Source organism: Lysobacter firmicutimachus, assembly GCF_037027445.1.
Taxonomy (GTDB): Bacteria; Pseudomonadota; Gammaproteobacteria; order Xanthomonadales; family Xanthomonadaceae; genus Lysobacter; species Lysobacter firmicutimachus.
Genome location: NZ_JBANDL010000002.1, coordinates 986346 through 1003528, shown reverse-complemented (window position 1 = coordinate 1003528; position 17183 = coordinate 986346). Strand labels below are relative to the sequence as shown.

The 17183-nt window shown below is 59.0% G+C and carries 15 protein-coding genes; 12 read left to right on the top strand and 3 right to left on the bottom strand.

Translation table 11 applies throughout. The features are described from left to right. Window positions 1–10: 10 nt before the first annotated feature. On the bottom strand, window positions 11–1000 hold the full coding sequence (dusA, locus tag V2J18_RS04220; RefSeq protein WP_336131113.1) for a tRNA dihydrouridine(20/20a) synthase DusA: 990 nt from the start codon (window positions 998–1000) through the stop codon (window positions 11–13). A gap of 120 nt (window positions 1001–1120) precedes the next feature. Here dusA and V2J18_RS04215 point away from each other — a divergent pair, with 120 nt between their 5' ends. Continuing rightward, complete coding sequence (locus V2J18_RS04215; protein WP_336131111.1) at window positions 1121–2188, top strand: site-specific integrase; 1068 nt, start codon at window positions 1121–1123, stop codon at window positions 2186–2188. Window positions 2189–2286: 98 nt separating this feature from the next. Here the strand turns inward: V2J18_RS04215 and V2J18_RS04210 are convergent, their stop codons facing one another. Next, the gene (locus tag V2J18_RS04210; RefSeq protein WP_336131109.1) at window positions 2287–2631 is read right to left on the bottom strand and encodes a helix-turn-helix domain-containing protein; all 345 of its coding nucleotides are present in this window, start codon (window positions 2629–2631) and stop codon (window positions 2287–2289) included. A 202-nt stretch (window positions 2632–2833) separates the two neighbouring features. Then, on the bottom strand, window positions 2834–3460 hold the full coding sequence (locus V2J18_RS04205) for a response regulator (RefSeq protein ID WP_336131108.1): 627 nt from the start codon (window positions 3458–3460) through the stop codon (window positions 2834–2836). Between the two features lie 460 nt (window positions 3461–3920). Between V2J18_RS04205 and V2J18_RS04200 the strand changes: the two genes are divergently transcribed. From V2J18_RS04200 to V2J18_RS04155, 11 genes are all read left to right on the top strand, one after another. Next, a complete protein-coding gene (locus V2J18_RS04200) occupies window positions 3921–4046 on the top strand; it encodes a hypothetical protein (protein WP_336131106.1) in 126 nt (41 codons plus the stop codon). 148 nt (window positions 4047–4194) lie between these two features. Beyond that, the gene (locus tag V2J18_RS04195; RefSeq protein ID WP_336131105.1) at window positions 4195–4956 is read left to right on the top strand and encodes a hypothetical protein; all 762 of its coding nucleotides are present in this window, start codon (window positions 4195–4197) and stop codon (window positions 4954–4956) included. A gap of 28 nt (window positions 4957–4984) precedes the next feature. Further along, a complete protein-coding gene (locus V2J18_RS04190; protein ID WP_336131104.1) occupies window positions 4985–6133 on the top strand; it encodes a TrbL/VirB6 family protein in 1149 nt (382 codons plus the stop codon). Then, window positions 6130–6627 carry a DUF4189 domain-containing protein gene (locus V2J18_RS04185; protein WP_336131103.1) on the top strand — a complete coding sequence of 166 codons (498 nt, stop codon included), beginning with the start codon at window positions 6130–6132 and terminating at the stop codon, window positions 6625–6627. Before V2J18_RS04190 ends, V2J18_RS04185 begins: the two co-directional genes overlap by 4 nt. 16 nt (window positions 6628–6643) lie before the next feature. Further along, the gene (locus tag V2J18_RS04180; protein ID WP_336131102.1) at window positions 6644–7159 is read left to right on the top strand and encodes a hypothetical protein; all 516 of its coding nucleotides are present in this window, start codon (window positions 6644–6646) and stop codon (window positions 7157–7159) included. A 91-nt stretch (window positions 7160–7250) separates the two neighbouring features. After that, on the top strand, window positions 7251–8144 hold the full coding sequence (locus V2J18_RS04175; RefSeq protein WP_336131101.1) for an ankyrin repeat domain-containing protein: 894 nt from the start codon (window positions 7251–7253) through the stop codon (window positions 8142–8144). A 27-nt stretch (window positions 8145–8171) separates the two neighbouring features. Further along, window positions 8172–10595 carry a Tle-like phospholipase domain-containing protein gene (locus V2J18_RS04170; protein ID WP_336131100.1) on the top strand — a complete coding sequence of 808 codons (2424 nt, stop codon included), beginning with the start codon at window positions 8172–8174 and terminating at the stop codon, window positions 10593–10595. Between the two features lie 86 nt (window positions 10596–10681). Then, window positions 10682–11341: a hypothetical protein gene (locus V2J18_RS04165; RefSeq protein ID WP_336131099.1), complete on the top strand. Its 660-nt coding sequence runs from the start codon at window positions 10682–10684 to the stop codon at window positions 11339–11341. A 332-nt stretch (window positions 11342–11673) separates the two neighbouring features. Further along, window positions 11674–11898, top strand: coding sequence for a carbon storage regulator (locus tag V2J18_RS23125; protein WP_425605937.1), 225 nt, complete (start codon window positions 11674–11676; stop codon window positions 11896–11898). A gap of 112 nt (window positions 11899–12010) precedes the next feature. After that, on the top strand, window positions 12011–12634 hold the full coding sequence (locus V2J18_RS04160) for a DUF416 family protein (RefSeq protein WP_336131098.1): 624 nt from the start codon (window positions 12011–12013) through the stop codon (window positions 12632–12634). Next, the gene (locus tag V2J18_RS04155; protein WP_336131097.1) at window positions 12621–17180 is read left to right on the top strand and encodes an RHS repeat-associated core domain-containing protein; all 4560 of its coding nucleotides are present in this window, start codon (window positions 12621–12623) and stop codon (window positions 17178–17180) included. Before V2J18_RS04160 ends, V2J18_RS04155 begins: the two co-directional genes overlap by 14 nt. Window positions 17181–17183 lie beyond the last annotated feature (3 nt).

Sequence of the window (17183 nt, the reverse complement as noted above, 5' to 3'; positions counted from 1 at the left end):
CGCACCCGGCTCAGGCCGCGTCGCGCGCGGCGAAGGATTCGGTCACGTCCAGGGCGCGCTCGATCAGCGACCAGTCCGCGCCCGGCTTGTGCGCGCCTTCGCTGAGCACCTGGCGGAAGGCGCGGCCGCCGCGCTCGCCGTGGAACAGGCCGAGCATGTGCCGGGTCATGTGCTTGAGGAACACGCCGCGCTCCAATTGCGCCTCGACATAGGGGCGCAACGAGCGCAGCAACTCGGCGCGGCTGCGCAGCTCGCCGCCCCACCAGGCCACATCGAGCCGGTGCAGCAGGTAGGGGTCGTGATAGGCGGCGCGGCCGAGCATGGCGCCGTCGGCATGGTCCAGGTGGACCGTCGCCTCGTCCTGGCCGGCGATGCCGCCGTTGACGATCACCTGCAGCTGCGGCCGCTCGCGCTTGAGCCGGTAGGCCCAGTCGTAGCGCAGCGGCGGCACCTCGCGGTTCTCCTTCGGCGACAGCCCCTTGAGCCAGGCGTTGCGGGCGTGGACCACGAACAGCCCGCAACCGGCCTCGGCGACCCGGTCGACGAAGGCCTGGAACACCTCGTAGCGGTGATCGTCGTCGACCCCGAGCCGGCATTTGACCGTGACCGGCACGTCGCAGGCGCCGATCATCGCCGCCACCGACTCGGCCACCAGCCCCGGCTCGCGCATCAGGCAGGCGCCGAAACGCCCGGCCTGGACCCGGTCGGAGGGGCAGCCGCAATTGAGGTTGATCTCGTCGAAACCGAGCTCGGCGCCGATCCGCGCCGCCTGCGCCAGCAACGCCGGCTCGCTGCCGCCGAGCTGCAAGGCCACCGGATGCTCGACCGGGTCCAGCGCCAGCAGCCGCGCACGGTCGCCGTGGATCACCGCATTGGCGTGCACCATCTCGGTGTACAGCCGCGCATGCGGGGCCAGCGCGCGATGGAACACCCGGCAATGGGTGTCGGTCCAGTCCATCATCGGGGCGACGGAAAGCATAATTTCTTTTATATTCAACATCTTATGTTACTTTCCGACCCATGAAGCGGTGCATTTCATCCCGCTAAGTCATTGATATTCCCTTCCAATCCCACTCCAGTGTACCGTTACTGCACCACAAGGAATCCGGTGTACCAACAGATGGCTGTAATCGAAAAACGCGGGAAGAAGTGGCGCGCGATGGTGCGACTGAAGGGCCATCCTACCAAGACCCTGACCTTCAACGGCCGGAAGGCGGCAGAGGACTGGGCGCGAGACATGGAGGATGCACTGCGCTCCGGCAAGGTCTTGCCAGGCCCGAGCCCTACCCTTTCGGTCCTGATAGACCGCTATATAAAAGAGTTAGAAAAGTTCAAGCCGGTAGCCGACACCAAGCGTGGCAATCTCACGCGCTGGAAAGAATCACTCGGTGAGCGCGAAGTTGCGAGCCTGACTGGTCAGGATGTACTCGATCATGCCGCCAAGCGCTGCGAGGCTATCGGACCAGCGACGATGCAAGTCGAGCTCGGATACCTCGCAGAGACGTTGAAGGCTGCGCGATCTTTGTGGGACATGACCATCCCAGACATCGTTGCCGCGGCCCGGCCCACCCTTGCGCGCACAGGCATGATTGGAGACCCGAACGAGCGAGATCGGCGTCCGACCGCTGCGGAGTTGAAGAGCCTTGAGGAGTTCTATCGCTACAACTTCGCGCCGACGCCAATGCGAGACTTGATTCCGTTCGCGATCGATAGCGCAATGCGACTAAGCGAAATTACTTCGATTCTCTGGGAAGACTATCGCCCAGGCGACAAGCCTGTGGTCCTAATCCGTACTCGAAAAGACCCGAAGAAGAAGGCCACCAATAATCAGTGGGTGCCGCTGCTAGGGCGTTGCGCCGAGATCATTGATCGCCAGCCGAAGAAGGGTAAGCGTATTTTCCCTTACAAAGAGGACACGATCGGCTCCAACTTCCGTCGTGCGTGCGTGCGCCTGGAAATCATCGACCTCACGTTCCACGACTTACGTCACGAAGGCACATCACGGCTGTTCGAAGCGGGCTATCAGATCCCCGAAGTCTCCATCGTGACCGGCCATCGCGATTGGAAATCGCTCAAGCGCTATACGAACCTCAAACCTGCGTCACTGCACCGGGACAAGCCTGCACTACCCCACTTGGCCCCCCAAGGAGCGCCAGATTCGGTAGAAGCCTTAGAAGAAGCAGCTTGATCTGTGTCTCGGGGGGGGCGGATCGGCCCTCCAACCCCATAGCGATCTTTCGGCCGTGACCGGCCGCGCCATTACAGTGGTTTGAAGCTCCCTCGCCTTCAGCGGCCACCGACAAGCCGCGGACCGTGCTCGATGGCCCGCACATCGACAATCTCGGCCAACTCTGCGACGTCAGGAAACAGTTCGGCCATCTGACATCCCAGCGCGACAGCGATCTTGGCCAAGATCACGGGGCTGGCACCGTGATGACCATTTTCCAATTGCCCCAAATGCGCCCGATCCATCGGGATGCCATGAGCCAACCGATGTTGGCTGATACCCCGCGCGATACGAGCCTCCTTGATCCTCAGCCCAATCAGCCCCTCGACCGTCGGCGACGGTTGCGCCTTGACCTTCGGTTTCGCCTTCTTACGAGGCGCAGGGCTCGCTGCGGACTTCTTCATCCCCATAAGGCTAGGGGGAAGGCCGCCCAATTCCTGCTGGCAATGTCCCGGCTGGAAACTTCCAGCAAAAGATGCGAGCCTTAAGGCGCTCGCCAGTGGCGCTCACCAGCCACGTGAGCCCCAGCCGTCCTGCCGTCGCGGACTGGCAGCGGCCACACACACAACGCAGTCTGAGAGGTGCCCGTGATCATGGACCGACGCGCTACCTGCCGTACTTCGCTCCGAACCCCGCCTCACGGGCCTTAGCCAGCAGCGCGCGTTCGCTGATCACCCCGACCTTCTCCATCAGCACACTCTTGTGACTACGGATGGTCGACTCGGTGATTCGGAGTTCCGCCGCTATCTCTGGGTTCTGCTTCCCCTCAAGCATCAGGATCAAGACGTCTCGCAACCGACCACTAAGTGCATCAAAGATCGGATCACCGAAAAGCACTGCCCCATCGAGAGCGTCATCAATGTAGCGCTCGCCTTTCGCCACCTGACGAATGGCTCGTAGCAGCACTGAAGCATCGCCCGCCTTAGTTACGTACCCGAGCGCCCCTGCTGCAAGTAGTTGCCGAGGAACCAGCCCGGTCCGTATTACAGAAACAATCAAAATCTTCAGCTTGGGATCGAAATCCAGGAGGTGTTTCACCACGAACAAGCCATTCTGATCAGGCAACTCGTAGTCACAGATCACCAGATCGGGTAATACCCGAGGAATAATTGTGAGCGCCTCTGATGCATTTTGTGCCTCCCCAACAATTTGAATACCGGCAGCATTCGTCAGCAAGAGCCGATACCCTGAGCGAATAAGTTGGTGATCATCGACGATGAATATGCGGATCATTGGCCCTCCTGGCGTAGTCTATCCGTTGGGGGAGCGAATTAGCCGCATCAGAACTAGAGCTAGCAACTTAATTGTTCAAATTTGCTTCTCGTCCATCGGGTTTTAGACACCATGACGAGAAGTGCTAGACAGTGCGTCCAAGATTCAGATTTTTCCTACACGCCAAAGCGAAGTGCGCTAGTGGCGGTGTAACTATTTGTGCCTCGAAATAGACAAGCCTTTATTTGAAATCACCTCTGCCTAATCGCAGACCGCCGCGCACTCTTTCGCAGTTGTCCAAGACCAACTAGACACCGTGTCTAGTCGCTGTCGAGAAAAACACGACTTTCTCCGCAAAAATCGATCAACGTAAAACTGTGGCTTGCATTCCACATCGTCGCTGAGGTATCAACCGTCCCACGGAGTAGTCGCGCTGGGTGTTCTCGGGAGGAGTTCATTCAGCCAACAAGGAGCGTTACGCGTGACCAACCATCTCACCAAGCCGGACCACGCCTCCGGCGCCTTTTTCGCCCACCGTTACCCGGTAACGAAAGGCGCACAAATCGATTTCAGCGACCCAACCGTTACGGGCCAGCGCGCGCGCTGACATAAAGATGCGCGCGGTCGATTGGCCGAAACTTTTCCCTAAAAAAGTAGGGCCACGACCCTGCTGACGTTCGTAGAACCGCCAACGGCGCCCCAGAGCGCGAAGTCGCCTTAATCCGTCGCACCTTCGATATGACATGGAGTCAGAAATGAAGAATCAATGCAGCAGAGTGAATCGTCGCTCCGTCAGGGGGGCTGCCTTCGTCATTGCCATCGTGTCCGCCTTGGTCGGGGGTCAAGCCAATGCACAAATGATCGTCAATGACCCGGTCAACTATGCAGCCAAGCTCCAGCAGATAGCGAAGGACGCGGCCGAGTTCGGCAAGAACGCCTCGCGCTGGAAGGAGACCGCGAGCCACTACCAGCAGCAGCTCATCAAGCTCCAGCGCATGAATTTCGGCCAAGCACGAATGGAGGACAGCTTTCCACCTCGCCCTCTCGACTACGGCATGGAAGATATGTGCCCCGGCCCAGGTCGCGGTATCCGGGACCAGCTCACGAGCGCTTTCCGCCAGGCCATGCCGAAGCTGGAAGGAAACGTCGTAGATGAGCAAATGGCCGTGTGCCAACGCATGGTCTACGCCGAAAACGCCAAGTACAACGAGTCCGTGTCCATGCTTCGGAACCTGATGCAGCGCAGTCGGGAGTTCGCCCAGATCGAGGGGCAGCGCGATAGCGTCAACGGCAGCCAAGGCGCACTGGCCGCGAACGACAATGAGGCGTACCGGTTCGTCGCCCGAAACCAGCTTGAACTGGACTACTGGCAAGCACGAATGAAGGCATACGACGATTACATCGACGGGCTTAAGTGGGATCACACCCGACTGGCCAAACGTGCCATGCGCGGCAAGAAAGGTGCGCTCGACGGCATCGTTCCCACCGACGTAGTCAAGTCCGCACTCGGTCAGTAAGCCCTCACGCACCTACGGATATCTTGCAATGGACCTGTTGAACGCCCCCGCCGACCTGATGCGTTGGCTCTCCCCCACCACTCAGAGCGGCCTTGCCGACTACGCCCTTTTCCGGCTCATCAGCGGTTGGATCGGCTCCCGCGTCGATGACTTCGGTCTGGCCCTCATGGGCCGAATGATGGGGTTCGTCGGCGGAATCGGCCTCGGCTTAGTGACCTTGTGGATATTGTTCCAGGGATACCGCGTGCTGACCGGCCAACTGCGCGATCCGCTGATGGGCCTCGTCGTCGACGGCCTCAAAATCGTGCTTGTGTTCGCCATCGCCACGACGATGGCCTTCGGCAACATACGTCTGAACTCGTTCCTCACCAATGACATGGACAAGGCGATTCATCAGCTTGTCACGGGCAAGGACAACGAGACCACGTCGCACAGCATCGATAAATCCCTGGCTATCGTTCAAGTCGCCATGACCGCCATCGACGGCGTTCAGCTTATCCAGCCAGATCCCGAGTTGCTGGAAGAAAAGCGCAACGCAAAGTTCATGGCAACCATGGGGTCCGCGGCTCCCGCTATCGCGGCGGGCACGATGCTGCTGCTGTGGAAGTTCGTCATCGCACTATGGGTCGGCCTTGGTCCCCTCTTCATCTTCGCTCTTGCGTTCCCCGCCACGAAGGGGATGTTCATCAAGTGGCTACAGTATGGATTGGGCACCCTGTTCTCCATGGCGGTCCTCAGCTTCGTCGCAAATCTCCTCTTGGACCTGACCGTACGCATCGCGACCTTCATGTGGCTGACTAAGCTGGTGAACATTCCCGGCCTCAGTACCGAGGGGATCACCAATCAGGCTATGCAACAGGGCAGCGTCGGGATGATCATGACTATGCTGATCGTCTCGGTTCCGCCAATTGCCGCGCACTTCTTCCAGGGGCAGGTTGGTAGCTTCTTGGCGAACTCGTCGTTCGGTAGATCTGGGCAGGGCGGATCAAACGGACAGTCTTCAGCGGGTTACGACCGTCCCGCTCCGCGAGGCCTCGATGCACCGCAGTCTCAAGTGGAAAAGGTCCAAACTCCGAACTCGACCTACACACACATGAACAATTCAGCGAATCAGTCCACGCCAAAGCACGAGAACCGCATCAAGTCCCCTGAAGAAGTCCGGAAGGATCAGCCATGAACCGACTCATTGTCGCGCTATTAACCAGTCTGTTTTTCATTGCCGGACCGGCTTACGCGGAAGGTGGCTGCCCGCCGGGGGAGATGCCGAACAACGCCTGGGCTTCAACCGGCTCCAATGAGTCAGTAGCGAGTTGTATCCCTATGCCAGACAGTGGGCCGGCCAAGCCTCAATGGGAAACTCGCTGGGGTGCCATTGCATCGCAAAAGCAAGGTAGTGAGTTCGGCATCGTCACAGGTATGAAGACCGAGCGGCAAGCAACGAAAGCTGCGATTGGCGAGTGCGTCAAACGTGGTGGAACTGCGTGTGAGTCGCTGCTCACCTTCCGAAACCAATGCGCTGCAGTCGTCAGCTCAAAGACGCAGTCCTTCGCTCAAGGGGCACCATACGAGGCGGATGCCATCGCAGCGGGTCAGAAGCGCTGCCGAGAGTCCAACAGCGGCGAATGCTGGGTGTACTACAGCGGATGCAGCTTGCCTGTAAGGGCTCGATAGGTCTGGAGCGAGCAACATGAATAAGGCCCTGATCGAGCTGACCGAGACCGAGCGTCTCCTGCGTCCGAACTGGATAGCGGTACTGCTAGCCCTCGTCCTACACATGAATTCGGCTTGGTTGTTGCTCTACGCAACATCAGAGGTCGGTGTGGGAATGCCGGTAGTCACGATGCTGACTTCTATCGCTACCGGCATCATGCTGATCGTTGTCGCTGCTTTGTGCATTCGGTGCCTGCTTCTCTGCAAGTCGCCCGCTGCTTTCGGACAAGAACGACGGGGATTGAATCGGTACGACAAGAGAAGTGTTCAGCTCGCCTCGGTATCGACGATTCTTTGCCTTTCAGCGGCCGGCGCCCTGTTTGTCGCGTCCGCCGGCCACAACTCTGGCGCCGAGAAGAATGCATTAGTAGATGGCGCGCGATTCCTACTCGTATGTAGCGCTTTGTACTCAGCAGTTAAGTCGCTGCAACTCGGCGCAGCCCACATCGAGACTACCTCGGCACTGAACCACCTAGGCATCCGCTCTTCTTAACACCGACCAGTTCTAGATTGATCAGTGCTGACAGACGTCCAATGTGCTTTGTTCTCGATAATCAACAACCTATCACTACAAGGAAATCACCTTGCACATCGTCCGCTCTGAATTTAACCGTGGGCTACTAGCACGATGGGCGGTGGCAGTCCTTTTGGCCGTGCTCACCGGCTGTCTTGCCCCATCGTCGCCCGGGAGCGCCGAAGCCGCCTTATGGTTTCCGAACAACCCGAAGGCTCAGGCTCTGGCAACCGCTTCAGAACAAGGCAACGTCGCCGAAGTTCAGCGACTGATGAAGGTTGAGGGGGTCAATCCCGACAAAATCTTCTCCACCGAGGGGCTACCTCTACTCATCTGGCCGATCTACACCAAAAGCCCTCAAGGATTGAAGGCGATGCTGGAGAGCGGGGCAGATCCTAACGCCCGCTTCCCGACGCCGACAGTGGAGAAGTTCAAGGATGGCAGCGTTAGCGTTTCCTATAAGAACAACGCGATGGTTTGGGCGGCAAAGGCTGACGACCCCGTTTACTTGAAGGCGTTGCTCGATCATGGCGGCAACCCCGACACCCGGAATTCCAACAACGAGACATTGCTTTTTCAGGCATTCATTTCGGGGAAGCAATGGGAGAACGTGAAGCTGCTGGTTGAGCGACGAGCAAACGTCAATGCGCGCAGTAAGGGAACGACGATTTTGGAGGACTACGCAGGGGGCGGCGGGTTCATGCAAGCCTTCTGGCTTCTTGAACATGGCGCCGACCCCAAGTTGAACTTCATCAGAGATCCGGCCGCCCCCTCTGATCAGTCACACATCATCGACGCCATCTTCTGGCATCCGGGGAATCCGAAAGATCCGACGTGGCAACGTAAATGCCAGCAGTGGCTACTCCAGCACGGTTACAAGCGTCCGCCTCTGTCCGAACAGTATCGTGATATGCGGCAGCGCCTTGGCTTTCCCTACGAAGAAAGTCAGATCCCGCTTCTATAAACAAGGTCCATCCGAACGGAGTCGAAGATGTTTCCCACGGCAGAAGAACTCAAGGAACGCCAAGCCCTGGTCAGTCGCCTGCGCGATAGCGGCGATCCCGCCGCCGTCGCCCGAGCCAACGAACTGCAACGCACCTACCACGACGACAACATGGCGGTGCTGGCAAAAGACACCTATTGGTCGGCGATGGGCAAAGAAGCGCCGGAAGAAGGTCAGAAATCGCCGCCCGGCTGGATTCGTGCCAGCGAGAATCTTGATCTCCTGCGCAAGGCCGCTCCCGGCTTGGCGAATATGGCTGACGCCGAGCTTCTTAAGTACTTAAAGCCAACGGATTCGGGCTTCCGAGCAGAAATCTACCTTCCCGACCCGCAGATTCTTGGTCCCGGCTACAAGCCGGTGATCGTGCCAAAAGGTTCGGCAGGCGAAGTCATGGGGCCGGATGGAAAACTCCACGAAACAAGTGCAGAGGACTTCGTCGCAAACAATTTTCCGCAGTCTGTTGGCCTCAAGACCGATTACTACGACCGCGCAATGGAACTTGCGACGTTTATGCAGCGCGCTGGTCTTAAAGCCGAATACACGGGTCACTCCCTTGGCGGTGGCATGTCCTCAGCCATGTCGGCCGTCACCGGCCAGCAGGCCACGACGTGGAACGCCGCCGGCCTGCACCCCGAGACCGCAGCGCGCTTCGCCCGCGAGAATCCTGGCGTGCAGGTCTACGACACATCTAAAACAGTCCTCTCGTATCAGATCAAAGGCGAGTTACTGAACGACGGCGTACAGCACAACATCAATCGACTCGATGTCATTCACCGCACTGAACTGGCCGGTGTACTGAAGGAAGCGTGCGACCTTGTGCAGAGCGTGCCGGAAGGACGTGAACTTCTGACCGCGAAATTGAACGCGAAGATGCCCGCGCACGCTCAGGATGCCGTCCGGGAGTTCGTGAAGGAACTCGCTGAGGGAGACACCAGCAAGCTGCTCAGGGAGTTGCCGCTGGCCGCCGGTCGTGTCGAACCCCTGGACACGGTCAAGGTCTGGGAGGGCGGCAAGCTGGTCGATCGCAAGCAGGACATGACGCTGACGGAAATCTCGAACTTCGCCAAGCCTGTATTGGAGACCATGTACCTCACCACCCAGGCCGCTCACGTTGGCCACACCGTGGGTCAGGTGGCGGACGCAGTGGGCCAAACCACGGCAAAGACGATGGATGGAGTCGGTGATGTAACCCGCGCGGTGACCGCCAAGGCGGCGGACTTCTCCGACGTGGTTACCAACGTTTCCCATGGCGCGGTACAGGCGGGCGTGCGAACGGGCGGCGAAGGACTAGCTCGCGTGCGCGAGACCGCGGGGCATGCGGAAGCATTGGTCGATAAAGTGCAGGGCGAGGTTCAGGCTCGCGGCGCCAATGCCGGTGCTAGCGTCCTGCGCGGCATCGGGGGCATGGACATCCTGCCCGACAGCGTTCAACAGTGGGCGGACCGGAATGCTTCGGACTTGCAGAAGACCGGAGAAGCGGCGCGGCAGATCAACCAGGCCGAAGCTGCTCAGGCACGACAGGGTGCTCGCGAGGACGCAACCGCGATTCGCGACTTCACCCAAGGTCGCATCACGGATCTGGAACGTGTGCAGGCCGTGGTCGAGCGCGGGCAGCGCACCGCTATCGCCGGAAGCGGCGTGGCGGCCGATGTAGCACTGGATGCCAGCGGTGACGCCGTGCAGGCCGTATCGCGGCGCGCCCCCGTTGTCGGGGCCGGCGTCGGCGCATTGGCAGGTGGCGCAGCCGGGGTGGCGTCGAACCTCAACGCGGTCGATATCACACAGACGACCGTTTTCGCCTATGGCGCTTGGACTAAAGGCGGCGAAGCCATCGATCGACACCTGATGACCGAGACGGTGCTGCCGAGCATGGCATCCCGCGTGCAGTCGCAAGAGGAATCAGTTCGAGCGCAGTTCCCCAACCTGACTGCACCGAAGCCTGCCGAGACAGCGCCTTCCGCGCCCGGCGCCAACAGTCCCACCAATCCGAGCAACCCCAACCATCCGCTCTTGGAGCAGGCCCGTGCCGGCGTTCGGGCAATCGATGAAAGCATCGGAAAGCCCTATGACGAGGGCAGTGAACGCATCAGTCGCTGCCTGACCGCCGCATGCAAGGACAATCGCGATATGCATCCCGGCAGCACGAATACTTCGCTCTCGGCCAATGCATTGAATCGCATTGACCATGTCTTGCTGGGGTCGAATGGCAACATGCATGCGGTGGAAGGAAAGCTAGGCGATCCGGCCAGCAAGATCGCAACGGTATCAGTCGAACAGGCATTGAAGACTCCTGTCGAGCAGTCTGATCAGAAGTTGCAAGCGGCTACGCAGACCATCGCGCAGGAACAGCAGCGCGAGCGCGAACTAACGCAGCAGCAGACACAGCAAAAGAGCGCGCTATCGATTAGCTGATTAACCGCTGCTCCACGCACCGGCGCAGCCAACTCCCAATCCGACCTCAGCCACACCGCCCCGTAACGGGCGGCCAGGAGAGCTTTGTGTCACGAATTGATCACCCGGCGTATATGCGACCCCTGACGCTTCCTTGGATACGCCGGCTTTTTTCTTCTAAGCGCAGCGACACGTCGCAGCACGCCGCGCGTCGTTACGAAGTTGCGTTCGAATCCGCTCAGGCGCGCTCCCTCGTTTGGGGGCTACACCGGTCTCGCTTCGATCCGACCTCCGCGCGATTCGCCTCGCAAGAAGTCATCGCCATGGTCCGACGAGAGTTGAGCCACGATATCGGAGAGATCAGCGCTGATCTGGTGGCCCGTGAACGTTTCGGAATTACTACCGCGGTTCGCGGCCTTCTGGAACGCATGCTTCGGGTTCCGCTCGTCTACACCTTGGGCTATGTCCAGCAAGGCGATCAAAAGCTTCTTCATACGCCCCTAGAAGAACTGGAGCGAATGCTACTACCAGGCAATGCAGCAGTTGCGCAGATCAACCTGCATGCGTGGCTGACCTTGTCCAGCCACGAGATCATCGACGTTACCTATTGGGCCGCGTTCCCTGAGCTGTGCAGTCGCAAAGAGCAAGAGTCCAAAGTTCTGTTCGGGCATCCAGGCCAGATCGAAGGCCGTTCGTATCACCCGCAGTTAGTTGGCGAAGAATTCGTCCGAAAGGTCGGAATTCTTAAGGAGTATGAAAAATGGTAAACGCCAATTTTGTCACCTTTGAAGCAGTCTGCCGTGGCTCATTGAACTGGCGTGTGTCGATTGATGGCGAGGACGACCACATTCCATTCGCTAGCCAAGAGACCTGTATCGGCGCGGCGCGAGCGCGTGCGCGGCGCCATCATCTAGAGCATTCCGTTACGACCGAAGTGTGGGCGCCCGGCTTCGGCGGGAAGCGTGAATGCATCATTCGGTTCATGACGCCGCCGGCACTTGAGGCTTTGCTCCATGACCCAGTGCCGAGCCTGGACCTTCGCGAGGCTTGCGATCAGTACGGCTTGCACTTTCCGTGCGTCTGGCCGAGGTAAGCGCCTATGCTGGTTCTCTCCCGCCGGCCGGTCCAAGCCATCAAGGTCGGCCAAGACATCGAGGTCCGTGTGTTCCGCTGTGCAAACGGACTGGTTCGCTTCGGCATAACGGCTCCCCGAGACGTTCTCATCCTGCGCGAAGAACTTTTAAGCCGGCCTGTACCGCAACTTCCTCCGCGTACGTCCCCGCCGAGGAAGTCTTGCGCCCTCCGACGTACCCCCCGTCGGTAGAGCGGTAGCGCGGTGCAGGACGACCGCCCGCCGGCCAATAGGGGCCGGCGGGCTGGGCCAATAGGTTGCGACAGGCACTTTGTACAACTACGACCAAGCAGGGAAGCACAGGATGCTCAGAGAGTTTAGATCTGAAGTTCTTTTTGCCCTAGCCGACGCGCCACACTGGAAGCGTGCGTCGTTCATGGCCTCGTGCTGCGAGCCGATGCTCGCGAACTATCGACTGTACCGACGCGAGTACAAACGAGGCAGCGTGCGCGCTTTGCGTCAATCGCTGGACGAACTGTGGAACAACGCTTTGCTTGATAAGCCGAAGCGATATTCCGATCAAGTCCTAGAGCGCGTCTACAGACAAAGCCCTCCCCGAATTCGTATTCGCGAGATGTCGCCGCTAGAGGAAGTGGCCTTTGATACCTGCTCAGGGATCGGATTCAGCATGGAGTACGACGGCAGTCAGATCGGTCTTGAAGAGGTGTGCAATGTCGCGCTATGCACGATCGTCAACGCCAACGGCGGCGCGCTCTCGGTCAACGAGTCCGACCAACCAGATATCATCAGACAACTGCTTCAACTAGAGGCACATAGGCAGCGACGCTGTTTTGAGCAATTGGTGGCCGCATCTCACGATTGCCGAGACTCGACCGTTAAATCTCTTCGCATGGTGGGAGCAAACGCGCATCCCAGCATGCTTCCACCGGCAATCGCTTTCAAAGGGACGGACCATGACGGCTGTTAATCGATATCACCCACTGACCGCCGGATTGGCGGCGGCATTGGCCTGCCTGCATCCGAGCGCCGCGCTGGCTGCATTCCCACCCGAGACGGGGCAGGCCATGTTTCCTGCTCCGCCCTTGACCTGGGCGGGGGCTGGCCCGACCTATACGTATCGCGACGCAATGAAGAAATGCAAGAGACATAGAGCGGAAGTGCTAGAAGAAGCTGCGTCGCGGCCTATCGATCCGAGAGGATTCAATCAGACCATTCGTGTTCATACCAACTGTCAGAAGGCGATGATCGAAACCGTCGCCCCTTTGACGAGTGTGCATCTCGAAGTCGGCAACCGATTTGACCTGCCGCCTAATATCGAGCCGCCCTACCGCACCAACTATTCGTATTGGTATGGTAGCGCGAACTCCTATTGGCCGCTGAAGGCCGATGAAGAAGACATCGGCAAGAACCTGGGCTGCAGCGATTGCAGCAACAACCCTGTCGGCAATCCAATTGTTATCAATGCCCAAAACAAGTTCCAAGACGAGGTCGACTACGCCGGCACCGGTGGTCGCGGCCTCAGCTTCCACCGCTACTACAACAGCGCGCCCGAGGTACTGACGGTCGGCCTGGGCGAGAACTGGCGGCATACCTACAGCCGCAGCCTGGAATTTCGCGACATGTCGGCGGATGCCAAGATTGCGACGATCCACCGAGACGACGGAAGGCAGCTCGTTTTTAAGAAGGTTGGGGGACTGTGGACAGCCAGCTCGGAAGTGCAGGTAGTGCTGCGCCCCATCCTTGAAGCTGGTGTTCCGGTGATGTGGGAACTGGAGAACCCCGCAGACGGTTCAACCGAGACCTACGACGCTCAAGGCCGCTTGATGGCCGTCGATTATCTCGATGGATACCACCTGACGCTCACGTACACGGGCGGTCTGCTCAGCCAGGTAGCCGACGCGCAGGGACGCTCCCTGGTGATCGCGCACAATGGCGACGGATTCATCTCGTCGGTGACCGATCCCGATGGTGTCCGCTATGACTACACCTACGGATCGCCACTGTTCCCGACACTGCCCGAATTCAAGGAGCGCCGACTGGAGCGCGTGCTATCGCCTACGGGGTACAAGCGCGATTACCGCTACTACGCTGGCACGGAGCCATTCCAGTTTGGGCTGCTTACCCAGATCTTGGACGAAACCGGCGCTGTCAAAGCGACCTTTGGCTACGACAACGCCGGCAATCCGGTGTCAACCGAGCATACTGGCGGCGCCGAGCGCTATGTCATCGAAGGCAACGATGTTGTGTATGCCAACGGTCTGCGCATGAAATACCGGTTCACAACGATCAACGGTCGAAAGCTGGTGACCGACAAGCAACGGGTCTGCACAACCGATAGTTGCAGCGAGAGTGCGGTCTTCACCTACGACGCAAACGGGTATCCCGACGTAGTCAACGACTTTGGTGGCAAGACTGATTTCGACTACAACGCAAAGGGCCAGATCGTTCAGCGCATCGACGCTCCGGGCAGCAACTACGAGCGTAAAACGCAAACCGATTGGCACCCCGTTTTCGATCTCCCCACTGAGGAACGCGTTTATGACCGTAGCGGCAGCTTGTGGTCAAAGCTCCAGTGGACGTACAACGCGCGGGGTCAGGAGCTGACAACGACGCGGACTGACCCCGCAACAGGCGAGACGCGGACTACCAGTGCGGTTTACTGCGAATCCAGCGACGTTCAGGCGGGCACATGCCCGATCGCTGGCCAGATCATCAGGGTCAACGGTCCGCGCACGGACGTGAGCGACATCAGTACCTTCAGCTATTACGCGCTGGATGATGCAGGTTGCGCAACGGCTGGCGGTAGTTGCACCCATCGCAAGGGCGATGTCTGGAAGGAAACGAATGCCCTCGGTCACGTCACCGAGTATTTGCGATACGACCGTTCCGGTCGGGCCGTGTCTGTCAAGGACGCCACCGGGGTGATCGCTGAGGTCGAGTACGACCCGCGTGGTCGCCTCCTGCGACAAATCGTCCGCGGAAGCAATGCCGCCGTCGAGACCGACGATGCCATCACCCTGATGGAGTACGACGTAGCCGGTCGCTTGAAGAAGACTACCGATCCCGATGGGGTCTATACCCGCTTCGACTACGACGCCGCCGGCCGAGTCACCGACATCTACAACTCCAAGGGCGACCGAATCCAGTACACGTTGGACAACGAGGGTCGCCCGGAGAAGACCGATGTTAAAGACAGTGCCGGCACCATCACCCGAACGCTCACAACGCTTCGTAATCAGCTGGGCTGGATCAATGCCGTCAAGGACGCTTACGGTCGAACCACGAAGACCAGCTATTGGAAAAATGGAACGCCCAATTACACGACGGATGCCCTGGGCACTCAATCCGTCCAGCAGACCGACGAGCTTAATCGACCGTCAGCGACTCTATTGAACGTAAACAACCCCCCATCGAATGGATCGCGCTACAACTATGACACTGGCGGGGGCCTGGCCATTGTCAGTGACGCCCTTAGCAGAGAGACCGCCTACAGCCGTAATCGGTTCGGCGATCTGCTGTCATTGACCAGCCCGGCCACCGGAACCACGACCAACACATACGATAGCGCAGGAAATCTCACATCGAGCACAGACGCGGCCGGCCGCACCAGCGTCTTTGCCTATGACGCTCTCGGCCGCAAGCTGACATCTAGCTATCCTGCCGACGCGGCCTTGACGGTCACTCATACCTACGACACCGCACCGGCAGCCTGCGCTGCGGATGAGCGTTTTACGGTCGGGCAATTAGTCCGTACCGTCGATGGAAGCGGTAGCACCGAGTATTGCTACAACCGCTATGGCCGCATCAGCCGCAAAGTACAGATCATCAACGGCAAGACCTTCGTATCGCGGTACGAATATTCGAAGGCCGGCCGACTGTTGGCGATGACCTATCCCAGCGGTATGCGCGTCGCTTACGCAGCCAGCGGCACGGGCGACGTAGGTAGTGTTGTAGTGACTCGGCCGGGTCAGGCCAGCGAGAACCTGCTCAGCAGCATCACCTACTACCCATTCGGCCCAGCGGGCAAGCTGACGTTCGGGAATGGCCGTGCGCTCAACCGGACGATGAACCTGAACTACCAGCCGACCTCCATCCAGGACAGCGCTGCGGATGGTTTGTCGCTGGGCTTCGAGTTCAACGAGGTCGGGAATTTGATTTCGCTCCGCTCCGGAAACCTATCCAATCCGCCTGTACGCAAGTACGAATACGACACGCTCAACCAGCTCACGGCCGTCAAGAACGGCGCCGATAACGCCCCGCTCAAAACCTATATCTACAACGCCTTCACCCGCAATCGAATGACCGAGGTAACGAACGGCGCCACCAGCACGACATCGTTCTATGCATCCGATACAGATCGACTGATGCAATGGGGCGGTGTTGCCCGCACTTACGATGCCACGGGCAACACGATCAGCAACGCGGGAACTGCGCTGGAGTGGGTCTATAACGCCGCTGGGCGGATGAGCGAGGTCAAGGTCAACGGCGTTTCGGTGATGACCTATCGATATAGCGGTAACGGCGAGCGTGTACAGCGCCAGGACGGCGTCGCCATCGACTACACGACCTACGACACGGTCGGTCGCTTCATGGGTCGCTACGATGCCGCTGGAATTGCAAGCCAGGAGGTGATCTGGCTCGGCGACGCGCCCATTGGCATCGTAGCCGGCGGGAAGCTGCTGTATGTGCAGGCCGACCACCTGGGGACACCGCGGACAATCATCGATCCTGTTCGCCAGAAGGCCGTATGGAAGTGGGATCTGACAGGGGATGTGTTCGGCGGTTCACTACCGAACCAAGACCCCGATCTGGATGGCCAAACGTTCATTTTTGATCTGCGCTTCGCTGGGCAACAATTTGACTCGATTAGCGGCACGCACTACAACCTACATCGCGACTACGATCCTTCTAGCGGACGATATCTGCAAAGCGATCCCATCGGACTGTTTGGCGGCATGAACACGTACAATTATGTAACCAGCTCGCCCCTGATGTGGGCAGACCCAATGGGTCTACTCCAGTGGACCAGATTGCCGCATCAAACGCTCCCTGGGAACCTCGATAACCTGGACACGACCTACAATTACCCAGGAGCCAAAGGAAGCGAGGTCGGTTCTGGTCTCATGGGACGCACCACGATTGACTGGACAGTCGATTCCCCTTGCAAATGCCAGGACGGACAATATTTTCTCAACGAGTACGACGTGAAAGTGGGCGCCGTCATAAATCTGCGAAGGAACTTGGTCGATAACAAGCAACGCTCTCAAACTAAGCGCGAGGAGCTACAGCATGTCAACGACATCAATGACTGGATCGATGGAGCCAGGGCTGGCGCTGAGGCTGTTGAAGGCAGCCAACTGGGCTCGGCCTTCGCAACCGAACAGGAATGTGTCAATGCAGCCAAGAATAAAATGGTCGAATTCCTGACGGCTGGCGCCAAACAAGTGATCTGGGAATCTTGGAATCGATACGACCGAACCAAAAGACACGTCTTCTACAATAGGAGCAAGTGAGCA